Source organism: Enterobacter sp. RIT637, assembly GCF_019718755.1.
Taxonomy (GTDB): Bacteria; Pseudomonadota; Gammaproteobacteria; order Enterobacterales; family Enterobacteriaceae; genus Enterobacter.
The window spans coordinates 169913-191004 of sequence record NZ_JAIHAZ010000007.1 but is presented as its reverse complement, the minus strand read 5'-3'; the positions used below and the strand labels follow the sequence as shown (position 1 = coordinate 191004).

Below are 21092 nucleotides of genomic sequence, written 5' to 3'. Positions count from 1 at the left end.
CCTTACCCGGCCTACGATCCACGGTTTATCTTCGCCTACACATCATACCGCGACAACCCAACGTCCTTGAGCTGCTCGTCGCTCATCTGGCTCAGAATGCGGCGGGTACGGTTGATGCGATACCAGTTGCAGATCGTTTTGCCGATCCAGACGAAGACAATAAACGGACGTTTTGAACGATTCTCATAGAATTCCATGATGCTCTCCTCACTGTGCCAGTGGGGTATCATCCTGGAAATCAGCCCATGCAATACAGACTCAAAAACAACTTTTGTTTAACATACAGATCCGCTAAAACAGTATCTGCATGCCAATTTTTACGGCAATCTGTACTGGTTTTACAATCTGTATGGTGAAAACAAAGGATACAGCATGACGCGCTATCAACATCTCGCCAACCTTCTGGCAGAACGTATTGAACAAGGGCTGTATCGCAGCGGCGAACGTCTGCCGTCGGTACGCGCGCTGAGCCAGGAGCACGGCGTGAGTATCAGCACCATACAGCAGGCCTATCAGATCCTCGAAAACCTCCAGTTGATCACCCCTCAGCCGCGCTCCGGCTATTTTGTTTCGCAGCGCAAAGCCCAGCCGCCGGTTCCGGCCATGACGCGCCCGGTGCAGCGCCCCGTGGACGTCACCCAGTGGGATGAGGTGATGATGCTGCTGGACGCCCGCGCCGACAAAGAGATGATCTCCTTCGGCGGCGGCTCGCCGGACGTGAATCAGCCGAGCCTGAAGCCCCTGTGGCGCGAGATGAGCCGCATTGCGCAGCATAATCCGGGTGAAATGCTGAGCTATGACGTGCTCGACGGCCGTCTGGAGCTGCGCGAGCAGATCGCCCGCCTGATGCTGGACGGCGGCTCCACCGTGGCAGCGAACGAGATTGTCATTACCAACGGCTGTCACGGCGCGCTGTCGATCGCCCTGCTCTCGGTGTGCAAGCCGGGGGATATCGTGGCGGTAGAGTCACCGTCGTTTCACGGCACCATGCAGATGCTGCGCGGGTTTGACATCAAGGCGATTGAAATTCCTACCGATCCCGAGACCGGCATCAGCATCGAGGCGTTAGAGCTGGCGCTGGAACAGTGGCCGATCAAGGCGGTGATCCTGGTGCCCAACTGCAATAACCCGCTCGGGTTTATCATGCCGGAAGCGCGGAAAAAGCAGGTTTTAGCCCTGGCCCAGCGGCACGATATCGTGATCGTGGAGGATGACATTTACGGCGAGCTGGCGGCGGAGTACCCGCGCCCGCGCACCATCCACTCGATGGATATCGACGGCCGCGTGATCCTCTGCAGCTCGTTTACCAAAACCGTGGCGCCGGGCCTGCGTGTCGGCTGGATTGTGCCGGGGCGCTATTACGACCGGGTGATGCACATGAAATACGCCGCGGGCGGGTTTAACGTTCCGGGCACGCAGATGGCGGTGGCGGCGTTTATTCGCGACGGCCATTACCATCGCCACGTGCGCCGTATGCGCCAGATTTATCAGCAGAATATGGAAACCTACACCTGCTGGGTGCGGCAGTATTTTCCGGCAGAGATTTGCGTCACGCGCCCGCAGGGCAGCTTCCTGCTGTGGATTGAGCTGCCGGAGAAGGTCGATATGGTGTGCGTCAGCAAGCAGCTGTGTCGGCTGAAGATCCAGGCCGCGGCCGGGTCGCTGTTTTCCGCCTCCGGGAAGTACCGTAACTGCTTGCGGATCAACGTGGCGCTGCCGCCGACGGAGAAAAATCGCGAGGCGTTGAAGAAGATGGGTGAGGCGATTGTGATTGCGATGGAGGAGGGCTAGCGCGGCCTGGTGCCCTCACCCCGCCCCTCTCCCACAGGGCTGAGGAATCCCCACAAAATAATGCCAGCACGGACGACCCCCTCTCCCTTGAGGGAGAGGGCTGGGGTGAGGGGGAATATACAGCTCTGGTGGTCATTCCGTTCAATTTATGTTCCTTGCTACTCTGTAACGACATGACCGGTGAACGTGCCAGGGTGGCTCAGTCGCCACCACCCTGGCGACCCGGGCTCCCGGCGGTAAATCGCCGCTTCGCGGTGCCCTCGGCTTATTCCTTCCGGCTTATCGGGTACGGGCGGAGGTAACGTCCCTGTAAAGCCCGCCCTCTCGGCGCATCCCTGCGCCTCGCCCCGGCCTGCAGGAAACGCCTCAGCGATTTACAGCCGGACCAGGGCGTCGCTGTAAGTCTTCAATCTTTCTGAAACAACGTTATTGCTTCTGTTTAATCATTACTGGGGATCCCTCAGCCCACAGGGAGAGGGAGAAAACCGTGCCGCACTACTCGTCGAAGTACCAGTACCCCTGGTTAATCAGCCCGGTGAGCTCTTCGACAAACGCCGGGTTATTCAGCGCATCGCCAAGCTCGGCCTGGCCGAGTTCGGTGTAGCGGCACAGCGCATCCGCCGCCTTCGCGTCTACCGTCTCCAGCTGTTCGCTGTTGATGAAGAAGCTGCCGTTGACGTTCAGCACACGCAGGCCGCTCAGGCGGGACAGCGTTTCGCCGCCCTGCAGCGCGTCCAGCACCTCTTCCGGCGCGTACGGCGGCTCAGCAGTGGCGATATCCAGCTCGTGGCGCGGGGTGGAGACAAAGCTGCCGAACCATTTTGTGAAATCATCCGGCTTGCTAATCATGTCGAACATCATCTGACGAAGACGATCGAGTTCGTACTGCTCCACGCGGCCCGGGTGTTCGCGACAGGTCAGATCCGGATCGCTGTAGTGCTCGCCGCCCAGATCGTTTTCCAGCGCGTAATCGGCGAAGCTGCTGATCAGATCGCGACCGTTCGGCCCGCGGAAACCGACGGAGTAGTTGAGCGCCGTCTCATGGGTAAAGCCGTCGTGCGGGAATCCAGGCGGAATGTAGAGAATATCGCCCGGGGCCAGATCTTCGTCGATGATCGGCTCAAATGGGTCCACATGCAGCAGCGCCGGATGCGGGCAGAACTGACGCATCGGCAGCTTGTCGCCCACGCGCCAGCGGCGGCTGCCCATCCCCTGAATGATAAACACGTCGTACTGATCGATATGCGGACCCACGCCGCCGCCCGGCACGGAGAAGGAGATCATCAGGTCATCCAGACGCCAGTCCGGCAGGACGCGGAACGGACGCACCAGCTCCGCCGCGGGCATATGCCAGTGGTTCACCGCCTGCGCCAGCAGCGACCAGCCGGTTTCGCCCAGATCGTCAAAGTGCTCAAACGGACCATTGCTGGCCTGCCATTTACCGTTGAAATGGCTCACCAGGCGGCTATCGACTTCCGGCTCCATCGCCAGACCTGCCAGCTCGTCCGGGGTAATCGGGTCGACAAAATTCGGGAAGGCATTTTTCAGCACTACGGGTTTTTTTTGCCAGTATTTTTCGAGAAATTCCGGCCAGTTCAGGTTCAGTTGATACGCCATGGGTAGCACCAGTGAGAGGGGAAACAGGCGCGATTATAGGCAAGAAGGCAGAGGGGGAACTTGTCATGGGTCAAACGAGGGCGTGTAGGTCGGGTATCACCCGACTCAAACACGCCGCGAAAACTTAATCCAGCTTCAGCTCGTCATAATGAGTAATCATCTTGCCTACGATGCCATAGTCCAGCGCTTCTGCCGGAGACATCCAGAAGTTGCGGTCGGTGTCTTTTTTCACTTTTTCCAGCGGCTGGCCGGTGGCGTCGGCGATCAGCTTGTTCACGCGATCCAGCATGCGGATGATCTCGCGCGCTTCGATCTCAATATCCGTTGCCTGACCGCGCACGCCGCCCAGCGGCTGGTGGATCATGAAGCGGGTATTTGGCAGCGAGTAGCGGTGCTCTTTCTTCGCCGCCAGGAAGATGGTGATCCCGGCACTCGCCACCCAGCCGGTGCCGATGACGTGCACTTCCGGACGAATGAACTTGATGAAGTCGTGGATGGTATCGCCCGCTTCCACGTGGCCGCCCTGGCTGTTGATGTACAGCTTGATCGGATCGTTGCTGACGCTTTGCAGCAGGATCATCTGGGTGATGACCTTCTGCGCCAGCTCCTGGTTGATCTCACCGGAGATCACAATCGAACGGGACTCCAGCAGTTTTTGCTGCAGAGCGCCCGCGCCGTTTGACCCTTCCGCTTTTTCCTTGTCGCTTTCTTTCAGTGTGTAGTGCATTGTTATTTCCTCAGCTTGTCGCGCTCAAAACCAGAGTGTAGCCTGTTTTACCGCCGAAAGTCCTCAGGCGCACACAATGCGAACCTCCTGCGCCGCAAACGCGTCGAGAACGCTCTTTTCAATCCCCTCTGCCACCACCAGCACATCGATGTCGCGGCTCTTCGCCACCACATAGCGCGCCACGCCGGGAAGCTTGTCGGCGGTCAGGGCCACGATGGTCTGGTTACTCTGGGCGATCGCAACTTTTTTGAACGCGCAGTCGGCAAAATCAAACCCGGTAAGCCCCATCTCCGGATCCATCGCGCAGCCGCCGATAAACGCCTGATCGAAGATAATCCCCTGGATCTGGCTTGCCGCCGTGGCATCTACCGTTCCGCCGGACGTCCGCTGGATCTGCCCGCCGGTGATGATCACCTCACACAGCGGATGATGCAGCAGCTCCGCGGCAATCGCCGGGGAGTTGGTGACCACCGTGACGCGGAGATCCGCCAGGAGGGCTTTCGCCAGCGCCAGGTTAGTCGTGCCCGCGTCGATAAAAATACAGCCGCCAGGCTTAACCAGGGCTGCTGCTTTCTGCGCGATTGTGTTCTTTTCTGCACTTATTTTCTGTTCGCGGCTGAAAAAATTCCCCGCATCCGGCAGCTGAAGCACCGCGCCGCCGTAGACCTTTTTACAATAGCCCTCTTTGCTAAGTTCATGTAAATCCCGGCGAATGGTGTGCTCGGAAACGTTCATCTGGCTCGCCAGTTCAGCGCACACCACCCTTCCGCTCTTCTGAAGGATCTGGCGGATCCTGGCTTGTCGTTGCTCCGGAAAAGCAGCATAATCGAGCATAAGAAGTCCCTGGTAAAAGTCTAATCGAGTATCAATGCGCATAATGTTGCACAACCGCGCAACACAAACAACGAGGGTTATTATGAATATTGCACATGTCGCACTCTGGACCCGCAGCCTGAACGCCCAGGTTGAGTTCTGGGAAACAGTTTTTAATGGCCGCAGTAACGAACGCTACGTCAGTAAAAATCGTCCCGGTTTTGAATCACACTTTATTACGCTGGATAACGGGCCGACCATCGAGCTGATGACACTGCCGGATCTGCCCGGTGCCCCTGCCCACCCGGAGTTTATCGGCTGGGCGCATATCGCCATCAACGTCGGCAGCAAAGCGCAGGTGGACGGCATGGCCCAGCGGGCGCAGGCAAACGGCACGCTGCTCAGCGCCCCGCGCATGACCGGGGACGGCTTCTATGAAGCCGTAATTGCGGATCCGGACGGCAACCGCATCGAGCTTGTGGGTGCATAAAATCAGCGTTTCGTTGCTTAGCCGCCCCGGTCACGTATCGCTATACTTCATCTTCATACTGTTATCATATTGTGAAATGATAATGATAGTTAATGTGTTAAGATGAAAGTCAGCATAAACAGTCCCTTACGTAACGGTCGGGATTGTTTGCATCCTCGACATGTCAATCAGCACCGGGGCGGTGAATGGAACACATTGTGTATGTGGTAGATGACGATGACGCAGTCAGGCAGTCCGTGATCGGGCTGCTGGATTCGGCAGACCTGAACGCCGTCGGCTTTTCATCGGCAGAAGCGTTTCTTCAACACCGCTTTGAGGATTTGCCGTCGTGCGTGGTCCTCGATATGCAAATGCCCGCCATCTCGGGCTTTGAGGTGGCTGACGCCCTAAAGGACAGCGGGCGCGAGATCCCGATTATCTTTCTTACCGGCCACGGCACTATCCCGATGTCGGTGCGCGCCATTAAAGGCGGCGCGTACGAATTTCTCACCAAGCCCGTCGAATCCACCGCGCTTATTGACGCCATCGAGTCCGCGCTTCAGCTGGCGGAACACAACGCCGAGCGCAATAAAGAGCACTACGCCCTGAAGCAGCGCCACATGTCCCTCACCCCGCGCGAGCATGAGGTGCTGACGCTGGCGATAAGCGGCATGCTGAACAAGCAGATTGCCGCCGAGCTGGGCGTCAGCGAGATCACGGTGAAGGTACACCGTCGCCGCGTGATGGAGAAAATGCAGGTGCGCTCGGTGGCGGAGCTGGTCAGGGCCGTTGAGCGCCTGACCTAAAGCCTGCCCGCGGAGTAACCTTTACCCTTCCTGCGCCGCCTGCGGCAGCGCAAACGCAAACACCGTGCCGTACGGCTCCCGACGGCGCGCGCTCAGCTTCCCGCAGTGGCGCTCGATGATGCTGGCGCTGATGGTCAGCCCCATCCCCATCCCCTGCGCTTTGGTGGAGTAGAACGAGTCAAAAATCTGCTCCAGCCGCTCGGGCTCAATGCCGCTCCCGGTATCGGCGATCTCGACGATCACTTTCCCGTCCGCGTTGGCGGTGCTGAGGGTAATGGTGCTGGCGCGATCCTTCACCTCGGCCATCGCCTCTACCGCATTCATCACCAGATTTAGCAGCACCTGCTGAATCTGCACGCTATCGCCGGTGATAAAGCTGTCCTGCGCCCTTAACAGATAATCAACGCTAATGTGTCGCTGCTCCAGCTCGCTGCGCGAAAGCGTGATGATATGGTGGATCAGGTAGTGCATGTCGATGCGCGAGAAGGTGGGATCCTGCTTGCGCGTCAGGGACTGGATGCTGCGAATGATCTCCCCCGCCCGCTCGCCTTCCGCGGCGATCTCCTCCAGCCCTTCGCGCACTTTATCCAACCGGGCGGGCTCGCGGCTGAGCCAGCGCAGGCTCGCCCCGGCGTTCGAGACGATCGACATCAGCGGCTGGTTGATCTCGTGGGCGATGGAGGAGGTCAGCTGCCCAACGGTGGTGGCCCGGGACACCCGCGCCAGATCCGCCTGCGCGACCCGCATGGCATCCTCCGCGGCGCGCTGGCTGGTGATATCGGTGATGATGCCGTAATACTCGTTCACCTCGCTACCCACGCCCACCGGATCGCCAATCCCGAGGATATAGCGCGTTGAGCCGTCGGGACGCTTAACGCGAAACTCCGCACGCATGGAGAGCCCGTCGCGCACACTCTCGGTGACAATGGCGCTGATGCGGGCGTAATCGTCCTCATGAACGAAAGTCAAAAACTCCGCCATGGAGATCATCTTTTGCCGTTCGGGCAGGCCGAGAATGCGGGCGTACTCTTCCGAGACAAACATCAGATCCTGCTCCAGCTCCCAGCGCCAGCTGCCGGTGTGGCTGATCTGCTCGCCGAGCATCAGCGAGGTCTGGCTGGATCGCAGCTCTTTCTCCACCCGTCGGCGCTGGATGTTCTCCGCCAGCAGCTCGGCGTATAGCCGCGCCGTCTCCAGGGATACCGCCGCCTGCGCGCCCAGCAGGCTCACCACGCGCGAGTGCTCGGCGGTGAAGACCTCCGGCATCAGGCGGTTTTCCAGATACAGCACGCCCACCAGCCGCGCCTGTTTGAACATCGGGACGCACATCACCGCCGCCCCCGAGGTCACCAGATAGGGATCCTGACTGAAGGGATGGAACTCCTCCGGCCTGCCGGTGCGGATCTCCTGCCCGGTGCGGATCACCGCCGCCAGCACCGACAGCGGCAGGTCGGTCGCCGTCGGCACGTCTTTCAGGATCCGCACCCGCACGCCCTCGGTGCTGGTCCAGGCGCTGGCCTCGATCTCCGGGATGAGGCTCTCGCTCACGCGCAGCAGCAGACCGCGCTGCGCCCCGGCGCGTTCGAGCAGGATCGTCATCAGGTTTTCGATCAGGCGCTCAAGGTTAATCTCTTCCGACAGCGCGCGGGAGGCTTTGATGACGCTTTGCAGATCGCGGATGGTCTCGTTCTGGGCGAACGCCACCGTGTCGTAGGCGCTGGCCTGCCCGGAGGCCAGCAGGTGCGGGAAATCCTGCTCCAGCTGGCGCACCTTGGCCTGCGCCCCCGCACGGCCCCAGGCGGCAATCGAGCCGCGGAAGTGCGCGTCCGAGGCGGTCGGGTAGCCGCAGGCCAGCGAAAAGCGGCCCGCCAGCTCGTGGGCCAGGGCGTTGATCGGGTTAAACCCGCCCTCGCGGGAGAGCCGGACCGCCTTCTCATACTGCTCGAGTGCAATGCTGTTCATCCCGTCCAGACGCACGATTTCGGCGTAGATCAGCGCCTCTTTATCGGCAAACGTGCCGGGATTAATGCGCGCCCAGAGGGCTATTTTGTCGTAGTGGGCGTGAATGCTGCGGCGGTGATTCGCCGAGAAGGTCTCCGGCGTCAGCTGACGGGAGAGCGCCAGCGCGCTGTAGAGATGGTAATCCAGCAGATGGATGTGCCCCGGCGCAGACCACGCGTACCAGCCCGCCATCTCGAGATCCGCCTGCGCATCGGCATATTCGCCGCAGGTAAAGTGCGCCATGCCGCGATAGAGCCAGTACCAGAACAGCATGGTGGAGTTCTTCTCCGGCGCCTGCTCCGGCGACGCGGGAAGCAGCGCCTCCGGCAGCACCTGCGCCGCGGTCCAGGTGCCGATGACCGGCGTGCGCAGAAACTCAACGTAGCCGCGCTGGACCATCAGAATGGTTTCCACGTCCTGGAAGTGGGTTTTACGCACGAACGCCAGGCCGCGATCGATGCTGGTCAGCACCCCGTCCAGGTGATCGCCCCGCGAGAGGAAGTTAATCACCTGATGGCAGGCCGCAAAGCAGGCCATCGTCATATCCCCGTGGGTCACCGCCGAGGTGAAGCAGGCCTTCGCGCACTCGATGGTAAAGGATAAAGGCTGGGTCCAGACGCTGAGCTGGTCGAGCGGCAGCAGGGTTTTGGCTTCGAACGCGTCGTAGCCGTGGCGATTGACCAGCTCGCGGGCCAGGGTGCCGTATTGGAACCCGAGGCGGTACTCGGCGTAGCGGTGGCCAATCAGCACGCCAAACCAGGCCATCGCCGTGGTGGACGCGCCGGTAATGCCGTGGTCAAGGGTCAGGTGCATCATGCGGCAGAGCAGCAAAAAGTGCAGGCGCGGGCAGATGAAGCTGGCGCAGATGCTGGCGCTGTAAAGCAGGTTCATCACCGCTTCGGTTTCCGGGTTATCCATTAGCGACAGCTGGGCAAACAGGTTTTGCGGCGCGTCGGCCGTGCGGTTGCAAAACAGTGCCCAGGCCTCGTCGCAGTCGGCATCTTCCGGATAGCGACTAATCTGGATCCCGAAAATCCCCAGCCAGCAGAGCGCCGCCTCCAGCGCCAGACGGCTGTCCGACTGGCGAATGTATACCTCCACCAGCAGGTTGGCCGCCAGCGCCTTTTCGGTCAGCCCACCGGGGCAGCCGAGAATGGCGTCACACAGCTCGCGGGTGCGCTCCAGGTGCCCCAGCGCAAACTCGCAGCCCGCCTCTTCGATATCGAGCATAAAGTCCGACACCGTCCCGGCGTTGCCCAGCGCTCTGGCGGTCTGGATATAGCCGAGCGCCGAAAGGTAATCTCCCGAACGCTTCGCGCGTCGCGCGGCCAGCAGGCTCAGCTCGCGGAACATCTGCCGCTGCGGCGCGGGCTGGATGCTGTCCAGCGCGGCCGTGACGTGGTGAACGGCGCGGAACAGCAGCTCGTTCCCCGCCGCCTGACGCGCGGCGTCGGCCAGCAGGCTGGCGGTCGTCAGGTGAATATGGCTTTTCTCATGCCGTTCCAGCAGCGCAAAGGCCGCCTCCTGCACCCGGTCGTGGGTGAAGGCGTACTTTTTTTCCGTCAGCACGATGAGCTGGGCCATTACCGCCGGGTGCAGCGCATAGCGCATTTCCGCCATCGACATGCCGACCACGCGGCAGATCATCTCCATCTCGCCCGTGCCGCCGAGGCAGGCGATGCTGCCCAGCAGGCGGCGCGTCTCGTCGGGCAGCTCTTCGAGCTGCTCCAGCACCAGGGTGACGAGGTTTTCGGTGTAATGCCTGGCGCGGATCGCCTGCAGATCGTAGTGCCACTTGTCCTGATATTTGTTGTGCACCACCAGGCCGTCATCGACGATGCGGCGGAAAAACTCGTGCACAAAGAGCGGGTTGCCGCCCGTCTTCTCGTGGATCAGCGTGGCGAGATCGGTCGTCGCCGCGCTGCGGGTGCGAAATACCGTCGCCAGCCAGCGCGCCACCGCTTTCACGGAAAGCGCCTGCGGGACAATCTCGCTCGCGTTTTGCGCCGCCTCCGGCAGGCTCGCCAGCAGCGCCTGCAGGGCGGCGTCGGGCACGGCGCTGATATCCCGGTGGGCCGCGACCACCAGCAGCGGAACAGCGCCGCAGTTCATCAGCAGATATTTGAGCGTATGCAGGCTGGCGGCGTCGCTCCACTGGAGATCGTCGAGCACCAGCACCAGCGGGCAGCCCTGCGAGGCAAAGGTTTTTACCAGCGCCAGCACCATATGGCTGAAGCGCGCCCGGGCATCAATGGAAAACGTATCCGCCGAGAAGCGCGGCTTGCTCTCCAGCAGCAGGCCCAGCTCGGGCACCAGGCTGACGGCCAGCGCCTCGTGCCCCTCCAGGGCGCGAGACAGGCGGATTTTCCACTTCGCCACGTCCTCTGCGGGCAGTCCCAGCAGGTGCAGCGTCAGGGTGCGGAACGCGGAGCTTAATACGCCGTAGGGCAGCGATGGCGAAAACTGATCGACTTTGCCTACCGCCAGCAGCACCGTACGCTGCTGCAGCGTTTTGAGCGCCGTCGCGATAATCGAGGATTTGCCGATCCCCGACGGCCCGCCGATCGTCACCAGCTCCGGCACCAGGCTCTGCCCCACCCGTTCAAACGCGGCCACGACGTCATTCGCCTGCGGATGCGTCGCGAAGAGGGAGTCCGCCAGATGGATCGCCGGGGTGCGGTCTTGCTGGCCGGGGGTAAAGGCGACAATCTCGCCCTCGCAGGTCAGCGTCGCCTGGCAGCGGCGGAGGTCGGCAATCAGCCCGTCGACCGTCTGGTAGCGGTTATCGGGGTGCTTTTCCAGCAGCTTCAGAATGATGGTCGACAGCATTTCCGGCACGTCCGGGCGGATCGCGTCCGGGGCCAGCGGCGCCGAGGCAATATGGTAGTGCGCCCAGTTGGTCTGTTCGTCCTTCCCCAGCTCAAACGGCAGGCGTCCGGTCAGGAGTTCATACAGCACCATGCCGAGGCTGTAGAGATCGCTGCGGCCGTCGACGGGGCGCTGGGTGCGGGTGGTGTGCTCCGGAGACATATACGCGGGCGTACCGCCTGAAACGGCAAGCCGGGTCTGGGTGATGGCATCGGAGAGACTGCTGGAAAGGCCAAAGCTGCCCAGACGGCAGGTGGCATCGTGATGAACAAAAATAGTGCCGGGCTTGATATCGCCGTGGATCAGGTTTTGCAGATGCATCTGGCGCAGGGGAACGCAGATCTGGATCGCCATCTCGAGAAAGCACGTGATGCCCGAGATCGCCCTGCCCGCGCGCAGCGCCAGCAGCTCAAACGGAAACGGGGCGTACACCAGCGCAAAGCGCCCCCGGTACTGGGTGGAGGCAACGGCGCGGATGGCCCAGCTGTCCTGCAGCAGGTCGCGCAGCGCAAACTCGTTTTTTAGCAGCCGCGTGGCCCGCTCTTCCTCTTCGTCGCTCACCGCGGTGGCGATAATGAACGAGCCGCCGGAATGAGGATGTCGCGCGTGCATCCAGGCGATACCGCCCTCCTGCGCCAGCACGGTAAAAATCACATCCTCTTTAAGGACAAAAACCCGCCCCTGGTGAAGATTCCCCTGGGCGGGCCAGAATGCAGGCTGCTCGTGTTCGTTCATCCGCGATCCTTATTGTCGGCGGGCCATCTCCCGCTGAATATGATCCAGCAGAATATCGATGTTAATAGGCTTACGCAAAAATGCAGCGGCGCCCAGATCAAGAGCGTACCGCTGCATATTTTCATCAGCATGACCGGAGATAAAAATCACGGGCGGCGGGGGAACGGCCAGCAGCCGCAGCTTTTCAAACAGCTCCAGGCCGCTCATGCCCCGCAGCTTGATATCGGCGATCACCATCGCTGCGCCGGACAGGGCGAGCGGATGGCTCAGAAACACCTCTGCCGAATCAAACGTATCGGCGGCATAGCCTTCCGACTCCAGGAGATTACTCAGCCCGCTGCGGACGGAACGTTCGTCATCAATGATGGCAATGCGCCACGGCAGCGTCATGCTGTCTTTCCTCTGGTAAATCATTAAACGTCGCGATCGTCCTTCGCGGGCGCAGGAGGCGCCGTGCCGCTGATTTTCGGTACGCATTCGTGACGAAACCAGGCGAGGGTAAGCGGTTCGCGACTCAGTAAACGCCGTCCCACCGGGATGAGCTGTTCGCCCACCAGCATGCCAAACAGGCCAAGCAGGGCGACAACCGGCGGCGCCGGGGAATGGACGTCGAGCAGAGCGTAAATTACCCCAGCAACCACGCCGCACACCAGCGAAATTATCCATGCTTTCATGAGGACGCTCCCGTCTGCGATTTGGCCTGCGGAACGGTCGCCTGAGGAGGGGGCGCAGCGTCGCGGGATAACAGATGGCGCGTCGCCTGTTCGCCCGCCAGCATCCCCAGCAGGCCAATCAGCGCCAGCGCGGGCGGCGCGGGGGAACGCACCTTCAGCACGGCATACATCAGGCCAATTAACACGCCTGCCGCAAGGGATATCAGCCCAATACTCATTGTGAACTCCAGAGAAAGAGGCAGCGGCGAGCCGGATGAGGGACCAGCCCGCCAGCGGAACTTAGCGGGCCGGGACCGGCGCTAAGGTGCGGTGCTCGCTCTTCTGGCGAGACGGCGCTTTGTGCACCATGGTGTAGGCGTAATCGACGCCCATGCCGTACGCGCCGGAGTGCTCGCGCACGATATCCATCACCGCGGTGTAGGTCTCTTTACGCGCCCAGTCGCGCTGCCACTCCAGCATCACCTGCTGCCAGGTCACCGGGATCACGCCCGCCTGGATCATGCGCTGCATCGCGTAGTCGTGGGCTTCTTTGGAGGTGCCGCCGGAAGCGTCCGCCACCATATAAATTTCGTAGTCGCCTTCCAGCATCGCGCACAGGGCAAAGCTGTTGTTGCACACTTCGGTCCACAGGCCGGCTACCACCACCTTCTTCTTGCCGTTGGCCTTCAGCGCGTCGCGCACCTTCTGGTCGTCCCAGGAGTTCATGGAGGTACGCTCCAGAATGTCCTGGCCCGGGAACACGTCCAGCAGTTCCGGATAGGTGTTACCGGAGAAGCTTTCGGTCTCAACGGTGGTGATGATGGTTGGAATGTTGAACACCTTAGCCGCTTTCGCCAGCGCCACGGTGTTGTTTTTCAGCACCTGACGATCAATAGACTGCACGCCAAACGCCATCTGAGGCTGGTGATCGATAAAGATGATCTGACAGTTCGCAGGGGTTAACACTTCGAGCTTTGAAGAGGTCATAGCATTTTCCAGTGGTTAAGGGTGAAATCGCCGCGAGCGCCGCGACGATAAAGTCACCCTCATCCTGCGGTTTTCCGTCCCTGCGCGTAATTATCTCTTCGTATAGTTAACCTTAGGTATAGTTATACTTTGGTATACCTATCCTATTGTATAACTGGATCTTTGCCGAAACCGGTTCCCATAATCCTGACCATTCCCCTCTCAGTCAGGAGCAGTTTATGGTTACCCTCGGTAAAGCCGATCTCATTCTGGTTAACGGCCAGTTTCACACCGTCGATCGCGAGAACCCCGTCGCGGAAGCCGTTGCCGTGCGCGACGGAAAATTTCTGGAAGTGGGTACCGTCGCCGAGGTGATGCAACACCACTGCGACGGCACCAAGGTGGTGGACCTGAAAGGCCACACCGCCATCCCCGGCCTGAACGACTCGCACCTGCACCTGATCCGCGGCGGGCTGAACTACAACCTCGAGCTGCGCTGGGAAGGCGTGCCGTCGCTGGCCGACGCCCTGCGGATGCTGAAAGAGCAGGCCCTGCGCACGCCGTCGCCCCAGTGGGTGCGCGTGGTGGGCGGCTGGACCGAGTTCCAGTTTGCCGAGCGCCGCATGCCGACCCTCGACGAAATTAACGACGCCGCGCCGGACACCCCGGTCTTCATCCTGCACCTGTACGACCGCGCCCTGCTCAACCGCGCCGCGCTGAAGGTGGTCGGCTACACCAAAGACACGCCGAACCCGCCGGGCGGCGAGATCCAGCGCGATGCCAACGGCAACCCGACCGGGATGCTGATTGCCCGTCCGAACGCCATGATCCTCTACGCTACGCTGGCCAAAGGGCCGAAGCTGCCGCTGGAGCAGCAGGTCAACTCCACGCGCCAGTTCATGCGCGAGCTGAACCGTCTGGGGCTGACCAGCGCCATCGACGCGGGCGGCGGCTTCCAGAACTACCCAGAAGATTACGAGGTGATTGCCGAGCTGCACGAGAAAAAGCAGATGACCATCCGCATCGCCTACAACCTGTTTACCCAGCGTCCGGGCCACGAGCTGGAAGACTTTGAAAAATGGACCGACATGCTCACGCCGGGACAGGGCAGCGACTTCTTCCGCCACAACGGCGCGGGCGAGATGCTGGTCTTCTCCGCCGCCGATTTTGAAGATTTCCTCGAGCCGCGCCCGGACCTCGCGCCGGGCATGGAGGACGAGCTGGAGCGCGTGGTGCGCCATCTGGTGGAGCACCGCTGGCCGTTCCGCCTGCACGCCACCTATAACGAATCCATCAGCCGCATGCTGGACGTCTTCGAGAAGGTGAACCGCGACATTCCGTTCAACGGCCTGCACTGGTTCTTCGACCATGCAGAAACCGTTACCCAGGCCAACATCGACCGCATCAAAGCGCTCGGCGGCGGCATTGCCGTCCAGCACCGCATGGCCTTCCAGGGGGAATACTTTGCCGAGCGCTACGGCATCGAAGCCACCCGCCATACGCCGCCGGTGGCAAAAATGCTCGAGACCGGCGTGCCGGTGGGCTTAGGAACGGACGCCACCCGCGTGGCGAGCTACAACCCGTGGACCGCGCTCTACTGGCTGGTCTCCGGCCGCACCGTCGGCGGGATGCAGATGTACGACCACAGCGCCCGTCTTGATCGCGATACCGCCCTGATGCTCTGGACCCAGGGCAGCGCGTGGTTCTCCAGCGAGCAGAACCAGAAGGGGCAGATCAAGGTCGGCCAGCTCGCCGATCTGGCGGTACTGAGCAAAGACTACTTCCGCGTACCGGAAGAGGAGATCAAGGGCATCGAGTCCGTCCTGACGGTGGTCAACGGCGATATCGTTTACGCCGCAGGCAGCTTTGGCCCGCTCGCGCCGCCTGCCATTCCGGTTCTGCCCGAGTGGTCCCCGGTGGTCAAGGTGCCGGGCCACTACCGCAGCGCGCCGCCGCAGGCCGCACGCGTCGGCATGAGCCCTATCCACCACTGCAGCGGCCCGTGCGGGGTGCACAGCCACCAGCATGATTTCGCCCGCACGTCAGAGATGCCGGTGTCCGACGATAACGCTTTCTGGGGGGCGCTGGGCTGCAGCTGCTTTGCATTCTGATGAAAAACACCTTTGCTCCGCCCCGGGTCGACCTGGGGCTGTTCTTCCTGCGCCTGACCGGCAGCCTGCTGCTGCTGTACGTGCACGGCCTGCCGAAGGTGCTGCACTTCAGCGAAGAGCTGACGCGCATTGAAGATCCGTTCGGCTTCGGGCCTTACGCCAGCCTGATCCCGGCGATTGTCGCCGAGGTGATTTGCCCGCTGTTTATCATTGCGGGCGTGTACACCCGCCTGGCGTGCCTGCCGATTATCGCCGTGCTGCTGGTGGCGATGCTGGCGGTCCACCCGAACTGGTCGATTGCCGAAGGGCAATTTGGCTGGCTGCTGCTGATTATCTTCACCACCCTTGCCCTCACCGGGCCGGGCCAGTGGCGGCTGCAGCGTAAGGCAGCGGAGAGGTTCGCATGACCCAGGTTAACGACGTTCGCGACGCACACGTCGAGACGACGCCCGCATCGGCGGTTTCGCCCTGGCAGCCGCTGAGCCAGCCGGTGTTCCGCATGCTGTGGATCGCCACGGTGGTCTCTAACGTCGGCTCATGGATGAGCGACGTCGGTATCAACTGGAGCATGCTGACCCTGAGCGCCGATCCTTTGGATATCGCGCTGGTGCAGGCGGCCAGCAGCCTGCCGATGTTCCTCTTCGCCCTGCCGTCCGGGGTGATGGCGGACATCGTAGATCGACGTAAATACCTGCTCTTCTCCCAGCTGTGGGTGTTCATCGCCGCCGCCGGGCTGACGGTGCTCTCCTTCACCGGACACGTCACCCCCGCAGTTCTGCTGGTAGCGACGTTTCTGCTGAGCGTGGGCGCGGCGATGAGCTCGCCGCCGTTCCAGGCCGTGGTGCCCGATCTGGTGAGCAAGCCGGAGCTGGGCGCCGCCGTGGCGCTCAACTCGCTCGGGGTGAACATCAGCCGGGCGATAGGCCCCGCGCTGGGCGGTTTCCTGCTCTCGCTCGCCGGGCCGTGGATGGTGTTTGCCCTGAACGCGCTCTCCGTGGTCGGCGTGGCGTGGGTGCTGTGGCGCTGGCGTCCGGCGCCGTCCATTCAGCGTCTGCCGCCGGAGCACTTCTTCTCTGCGGTGCGATCCGGGATTCGCTACGTACACGCCGCGCCGGTGCTGCGCAACGTGCTGGTGCGCACGGTGGCCTTCTTCGTTTTCGGCAGCGCGGGCTGGGCGCTGCTGCCGCTGGTGGCGCGCCGCGAGCTGGGCTTAGGCCCGGCGGGCTACGGCGTGATGCTGGCGTGCATTGGCCTGGGAGCGATTGCCGGGGCGATCCTGCTGCCGCGCCTGCGCCAGCGGCTGGACGCCGACCGCCTGATGGTGGCCGCCAGCCTGACCTTTGCCCTCACCATGCTGGCGCTGGCGTTCGTGCGCCACGTCTGGCTGCTCAATCTGTTTGAATTCTTCACCGGCTTCGCGTGGATTGCGGTGCTCTCCACCCTCAACCTCGGCGCGCAGCGCAGCGCCGCCCGCTGGGTGAAGGCCCGCGCGCTGGCGGTCTACCTGACGGTGTTCTTCGGCTCGATGACCGCGGGCAGCGCCATCTGGGGGCAGATCGCTTCCCGCTTCGGCACCCCGACCTCGCTGGTTGTCGCCACGCTGGGGATGGTGCTGGCGAGCGCGACGGTGTTCCGCTGGAAGCTGGGCAAAGATCCGGACCTGAACCTCGACCTGAGCGGCCAGCCGCTGGACGGCGTGGAGATTGACCTGCCCAACGAGCGCGGCCCGGTGCTGGTGTCGCACGAGTACATCATCGACCCAAACAACACGAAGGCCTTCCTGGAGGCGGTCCACGAGCTGCGCCGGGTGCGCCGCCGCGCCGGGGCGATGAGCTGGGCGGTATACGAAGATATTGAGCGCCCCGGCCTGTTTATCGAGACCTTCCTGATGGGCTCCTGGATTGAGCATCTGCGCCAGCAGGAGCGCCACACCATGAATGACCTCCTGCTGCAGAGCCGCGTTCTGGCTTTTCATCAGGGCACAACATCACCGGCTATTCGCTACCTGGTCGCGCCGGTATAACCATAACCATCACCTGCACAGGAACACACTATGGCAACGTTTAAGGCAAAAGACGGCACGCAGATTTACTACAAAGACTGCGGCGCGGGCAAACCGGTTCTCTTCAGCCACGGCTGGCCGCTGGACGGCGATATGTGGGACAGCCAGCTGAACTATCTGGCGGAGCGCGGCTTCCGCGCCATCGCCTTTGACCGTCGCGGCTTTGGCCGCTCCGATCAGCCGTGGAACGGCTACGACTACGACACCTTTGCGTCCGATATCAACGACCTGATTACCACCCTAGACCTGCAGGACGTGACGCTGGTGGGCTTCTCCATGGGCGGCGGCGACGTGACGCGCTACATCAACAACTACGGCAGCGCGCGCGTCGCCGGTCTGGTGCTGCTGGGCGCGGTGACGCCAATCTTCGGCAAATCCGACTCCTTCCCGCAGGGTGTGGATCAGAGCGTGTTCGACGGCATTCGCGACGGACTGCGTAAAGATCGCGCCCAGTTCATCAGCGACTTCGCGACGCCGTTTTACGGCATCAACGCCGGGCAGACCGTCTCCGCCGGAGCCCTGACCCAGACGCTGAACATCGCCCTGCTGGCGTCGCTGAAGGGCACCATCGACTGCGTGACCGCGTTCGGCGAAACCGACTTCCGCCCGGATATGGCGAAAATCGACGTGCCGACGCTCGTTATTCACGGCAGCAACGACCAGATCGTGCCGTTTGAAAGCACCGGCAAGCTGGCGGCAGAGATGATTAAAAACGCCACGCTGAAGGTGTACGACAATGCGCCGCACGGCTTCGCGCTGACCCACCAGGACCAGCTCAACGAAGATCTGCTGGCGTTTGTGAAGTCGCTGTAATTTTTTCCAGGCCGGGTAAGGCGCAGCCGCCACCCGGCGCTTTCGCAGACGCGTTCCGCTCCGCCAGCAGCCGGCAAATCTCCGCATGCTTCTCCTCGGTGAAGGTAAAGCGCGACATAAAGCCCATTCGGATCAGCGAGCCGATAGCCGGTAACAAACAGATCCCGAAGAACAGTCCCGACAGCACGCCTTCGCTCTGAATTTGCGCCTGCGGCACGTAGCCAATCATCGTCAGAAACACCCCGATTAACCCGCCGCCCACCGCCACCGACATCTTGCCCGTAAAGGTCTGCCCGGAGAAGGTGATGGCAGCGCAGCGCTTGTTCGTGTGGTACTCCGCGTACTCGATGGTGTCGGCAATCATCGACGAGGTGAGGATGTTGGTCATCATCACGAACAGCGTGCTCAGGCCGAGCAGAATAAACAGCATCGTCACCTGCTGATACCCGACAAACCACATCACCACGCGCACCGCCACGTCCAGCCCGCAGAGGATCATAAACAGCTTCCGCTTCTGCATCCGGCGCGTCAGCATCGGCGCAACCAGGCACAGCACCGCCGCCACGATCCCCATCACGCCAATCGCCATCTGCAGGCTGCCGTCGCCCAGGTTGTTGATAAAGAAGTAGATATACAGCCCGCCCGCCACGTTGTGGAACACGCAGAAGAAGAACGACAGCAGGACGATAAACAGCGGCTTGTTCTGGCGCAGGTTGTGGAAGGTGTCGCGGATGGTCACCTTTTCCGGGCTCGGCGGCACGCGCTCTTTGATCTGCATAAAGCCGTTGAGCATCAGCGGCAGGCCCACCAGCATCATCACCAGCGCCGCCATAAAATAGCCTTTATCGTTGCTGTACTGAGCGAAGAACGCCGCCAGCTTCGGGAAGAAGATATTGGCGCAGGCTATCCCCGCGTTGACCCCGAGCATCGCCGCCGTCACCGCGCGGGTGCGCTGGGCGGAGTCGTTGGTCATCACCGACGACATCGACCAGAACGGGATATCGGAGATGGCGTACAGCGTCCCCCACAGGATATAGGTCACCCCGGCGTAGAGGATTTTGGTGGTCATGTCCGCTTCGATTTTATAGAACGACAGCAGCGTGACGCCGGTGATCAGCAGCGGGGCGATCAGCAAAAAGTGGCGAAACTTGCCGAACCGGCTGTTAATGGTGTCCATAATGCTGGCAAACAGCGGATCGTGAACCGCGTCCCACGCGCGGGCAATCAGGAAGATGGTGCTCGCCGCCAGCGCCGAAATCCCCAGCACGTCGGTGTAAAAATAGTTAATAAACGAACCCACTAAACCAAAGCTAAAACACTGACCTAAACCATAGCCAAAATAAGACCACAACTCGCGAGACGGTATTTTCATTGTCGTTGCCATTGTTATATGCCTGCCTGGTTGCCCGGCGGTCGGCCGCCGGGTCGATATTATTAGCCCTGAACTTTCGGGGCGATCTTGCGCAGCTGCTGCATCAGGGCGATTTCACGGCGCGAGAACGGAATGCCGTTCTCCTCGAACACGTCGTGGAACCAGAGGCGGCAGTAGTCCGTGGACTCCTTCATCACCACCGGCCACGGCAACCACGTCTGGGTTTTGCCGCGCACCAGCCCCCACTGGTACGGCGCGACCTTCGCGGCGTACATCAGCGGGAGCTGCTCTTCGATGGTGCTGCCCACGTGGCGCGCCAGCCATTCGGTGCAGAACAGCGGGCGGCCGAGCTGTTGCAGCTGCTGGATAATCGCCGTCATGCGCCCCGTATGGGTGTAGGCGTGGAAGCTCACCACGTCCGAGAGCGCCAGCGCGGTCTGGTCCAGCGGATGCTGGAAGAACGTCTCGCCCTCCTCTTCCGGCGGCAGACGCCACGCGCAGACGGTGAGCGGCTGGGTCGGGTCTTCTTCACGCACCCACTGGAATGCGAGCTTCATCAGCGCGTGGGCGCAGGTCTCCAGCTTCGCGTCGTACAGCACCTCCTGGGTGCCGGTCGCGAAAATGCCGCGGTTGCCCGGCTCGTTATAAAGATCCCACAGCAGCACGCGCTTATCGTCTCGGAACTGGCGGACAACGTCGCGGATATAGCGTTCAATGTCAGCCCAGCAGTCGGGATCGCACACCTTGTCGCGCCCCGGGCTCGCCGCCGCCTGGCTGTTGTGCTTGCCCGGCACGGGCGGCTTCTGCGGGCCGAGGTACGGCTCGTCGCCGGAGAAGCCGCAGTCGTCCATCAGGGTCAGCATGGTGCTGAACCCGCGACCGTCGGCAATCGTCAAAAAGCGGTCGATGCGCGCCATCAGCCCGTCACGATCGTGCTCCCAGACGATAAACGGCAGGTTGATGCGCAGGGTGTTGTAGCCCGCGTCCGCCGCCCAGCCCAGCTCGCGCTCGATGGTGGCGGCATCGAAGGTCTCTTCCTGCCAGATATCGGTCCAGTTCACCGCCGTCGACGGCAGATAATTAAAACCGCACAGCCAGCCTTTTTGCTCATACCACGCCTGTGCCTGCTCCCTGCTCCACTGCTCTTTCATTACGCGTCCTCTTACTGATAATATTTAGCTAATAAATATTAGTTGCGGGATAAATGCGCAAATCACGGCGTTTAGAAAAGCGACGGCTCTCACAAAGTTCACGCTTCGATGAATGAGAAACGTGATCGACGGCGCTA

General features: G+C 61.6%; 18 protein-coding genes. 7 read left to right on the top strand and 11 right to left on the bottom strand.

Going from position 1 to position 21092, the window contains the following annotated elements:
* Positions 1-35: 35 nt before the first annotated feature.
* The gene (locus K5E19_RS13240) at positions 36-197 is read right to left on the bottom strand and encodes a DUF1127 domain-containing protein (RefSeq protein WP_013095422.1); all 162 of its coding nucleotides are present in this window, start codon (positions 195-197) and stop codon (positions 36-38) included.
* 175 nt (positions 198-372) lie between these two features.
* On the opposite strand from K5E19_RS13240, the gene K5E19_RS13235 reads away from it, so the two are divergent.
* Entirely contained in the window at positions 373-1791 is a 1419-nt protein-coding gene (locus tag K5E19_RS13235) for a PLP-dependent aminotransferase family protein (protein ID WP_221551615.1), read from the top strand.
* Positions 1792-2286: 495 nt separating this feature from the next.
* Here the strand turns inward: K5E19_RS13235 and K5E19_RS13230 are convergent, their stop codons facing one another.
* From K5E19_RS13230 to K5E19_RS13220, 3 genes are all read right to left on the bottom strand, one after another.
* Positions 2287-3408, bottom strand: a complete 1122-nt coding sequence (locus K5E19_RS13230) for a cupin domain-containing protein (RefSeq protein WP_221551613.1) — start codon at positions 3406-3408, stop codon at positions 2287-2289.
* Positions 3409-3532: 124 nt separating this feature from the next.
* Complete coding sequence (locus K5E19_RS13225) at positions 3533-4135, bottom strand: ATP-dependent Clp protease proteolytic subunit (protein WP_006174169.1); 603 nt, start codon at positions 4133-4135, stop codon at positions 3533-3535.
* Between the two features lie 63 nt (positions 4136-4198).
* Complete coding sequence (locus K5E19_RS13220) at positions 4199-4969, bottom strand: DeoR/GlpR family DNA-binding transcription regulator (RefSeq protein ID WP_221551611.1); 771 nt, start codon at positions 4967-4969, stop codon at positions 4199-4201.
* An 82-nt stretch (positions 4970-5051) separates the two neighbouring features.
* Here K5E19_RS13220 and K5E19_RS13215 point away from each other — a divergent pair, with 82 nt between their 5' ends.
* Both K5E19_RS13215 and K5E19_RS13210 read left to right on the top strand, forming a co-directional pair.
* On the top strand, positions 5052-5438 hold the full coding sequence (locus K5E19_RS13215; protein ID WP_221551609.1) for a VOC family protein: 387 nt from the start codon (positions 5052-5054) through the stop codon (positions 5436-5438).
* Positions 5439-5623: 185 nt separating this feature from the next.
* The gene (locus K5E19_RS13210) at positions 5624-6223 is read left to right on the top strand and encodes a response regulator transcription factor (protein ID WP_221551608.1); all 600 of its coding nucleotides are present in this window, start codon (positions 5624-5626) and stop codon (positions 6221-6223) included.
* Positions 6224-6244: 21 nt separating this feature from the next.
* Here the strand turns inward: K5E19_RS13210 and K5E19_RS13205 are convergent, their stop codons facing one another.
* The 5 genes from K5E19_RS13205 to K5E19_RS13185 all read right to left on the bottom strand — a co-directional run bounded on the left by K5E19_RS13205 (position 6245) and on the right by K5E19_RS13185 (position 13467).
* On the bottom strand, positions 6245-11827 hold the full coding sequence (locus K5E19_RS13205) for an ATP-binding protein (RefSeq protein ID WP_221551606.1): 5583 nt from the start codon (positions 11825-11827) through the stop codon (positions 6245-6247).
* 9 nt (positions 11828-11836) lie between these two features.
* Entirely contained in the window at positions 11837-12217 is a 381-nt protein-coding gene (locus K5E19_RS13200; protein ID WP_221551604.1) for a response regulator transcription factor, read from the bottom strand.
* A gap of 23 nt (positions 12218-12240) precedes the next feature.
* The gene (locus tag K5E19_RS13195; protein ID WP_010427264.1) at positions 12241-12501 is read right to left on the bottom strand and encodes a XapX domain-containing protein; all 261 of its coding nucleotides are present in this window, start codon (positions 12499-12501) and stop codon (positions 12241-12243) included.
* On the bottom strand, positions 12498-12719 hold the full coding sequence (locus tag K5E19_RS13190) for a DUF1427 family protein (RefSeq protein WP_221551602.1): 222 nt from the start codon (positions 12717-12719) through the stop codon (positions 12498-12500). Before K5E19_RS13190 ends, K5E19_RS13195 begins: the two co-directional genes overlap by 4 nt.
* A gap of 61 nt (positions 12720-12780) precedes the next feature.
* On the bottom strand, positions 12781-13467 hold the full coding sequence (locus K5E19_RS13185; protein WP_008501349.1) for a hydrolase: 687 nt from the start codon (positions 13465-13467) through the stop codon (positions 12781-12783).
* 218 nt (positions 13468-13685) lie between these two features.
* Between K5E19_RS13185 and K5E19_RS13180 the strand changes: the two genes are divergently transcribed.
* The 4 genes from K5E19_RS13180 to K5E19_RS13165 are packed head-to-tail and all read left to right on the top strand — an operon-like array spanning position 13686 to position 18432.
* Positions 13686-15557, top strand: coding sequence for an amidohydrolase (locus tag K5E19_RS13180; protein WP_221551600.1), 1872 nt, complete (start codon positions 13686-13688; stop codon positions 15555-15557).
* Complete coding sequence (locus K5E19_RS13175; protein ID WP_032642739.1) at positions 15557-15964, top strand: DoxX family protein; 408 nt, start codon at positions 15557-15559, stop codon at positions 15962-15964. Before K5E19_RS13180 ends, K5E19_RS13175 begins: the two co-directional genes overlap by 1 nt.
* Complete coding sequence (locus K5E19_RS13170; RefSeq protein ID WP_221551599.1) at positions 15961-17580, top strand: MFS transporter; 1620 nt, start codon at positions 15961-15963, stop codon at positions 17578-17580. The genes K5E19_RS13175 and K5E19_RS13170 overlap by 4 nt, the downstream gene beginning before the upstream one ends.
* 30 nt (positions 17581-17610) lie before the next feature.
* Positions 17611-18432 carry an alpha/beta fold hydrolase gene (locus K5E19_RS13165; protein WP_221551597.1) on the top strand — a complete coding sequence of 274 codons (822 nt, stop codon included), beginning with the start codon at positions 17611-17613 and terminating at the stop codon, positions 18430-18432.
* Here the strand turns inward: K5E19_RS13165 and K5E19_RS13160 are convergent.
* Positions 18395-19816, bottom strand: coding sequence for an MFS transporter (locus K5E19_RS13160; protein ID WP_221551596.1), 1422 nt, complete (start codon positions 19814-19816; stop codon positions 18395-18397). The two genes, K5E19_RS13165 and K5E19_RS13160, sit on opposite strands and share 38 nt — an antisense overlap.
* Positions 19817-19866: 50 nt before the next feature.
* Complete coding sequence (locus K5E19_RS13155; protein ID WP_221551595.1) at positions 19867-20955, bottom strand: cellulase family glycosylhydrolase; 1089 nt, start codon at positions 20953-20955, stop codon at positions 19867-19869.
* Between the last annotated feature and the right edge of the window lie 137 nt (positions 20956-21092).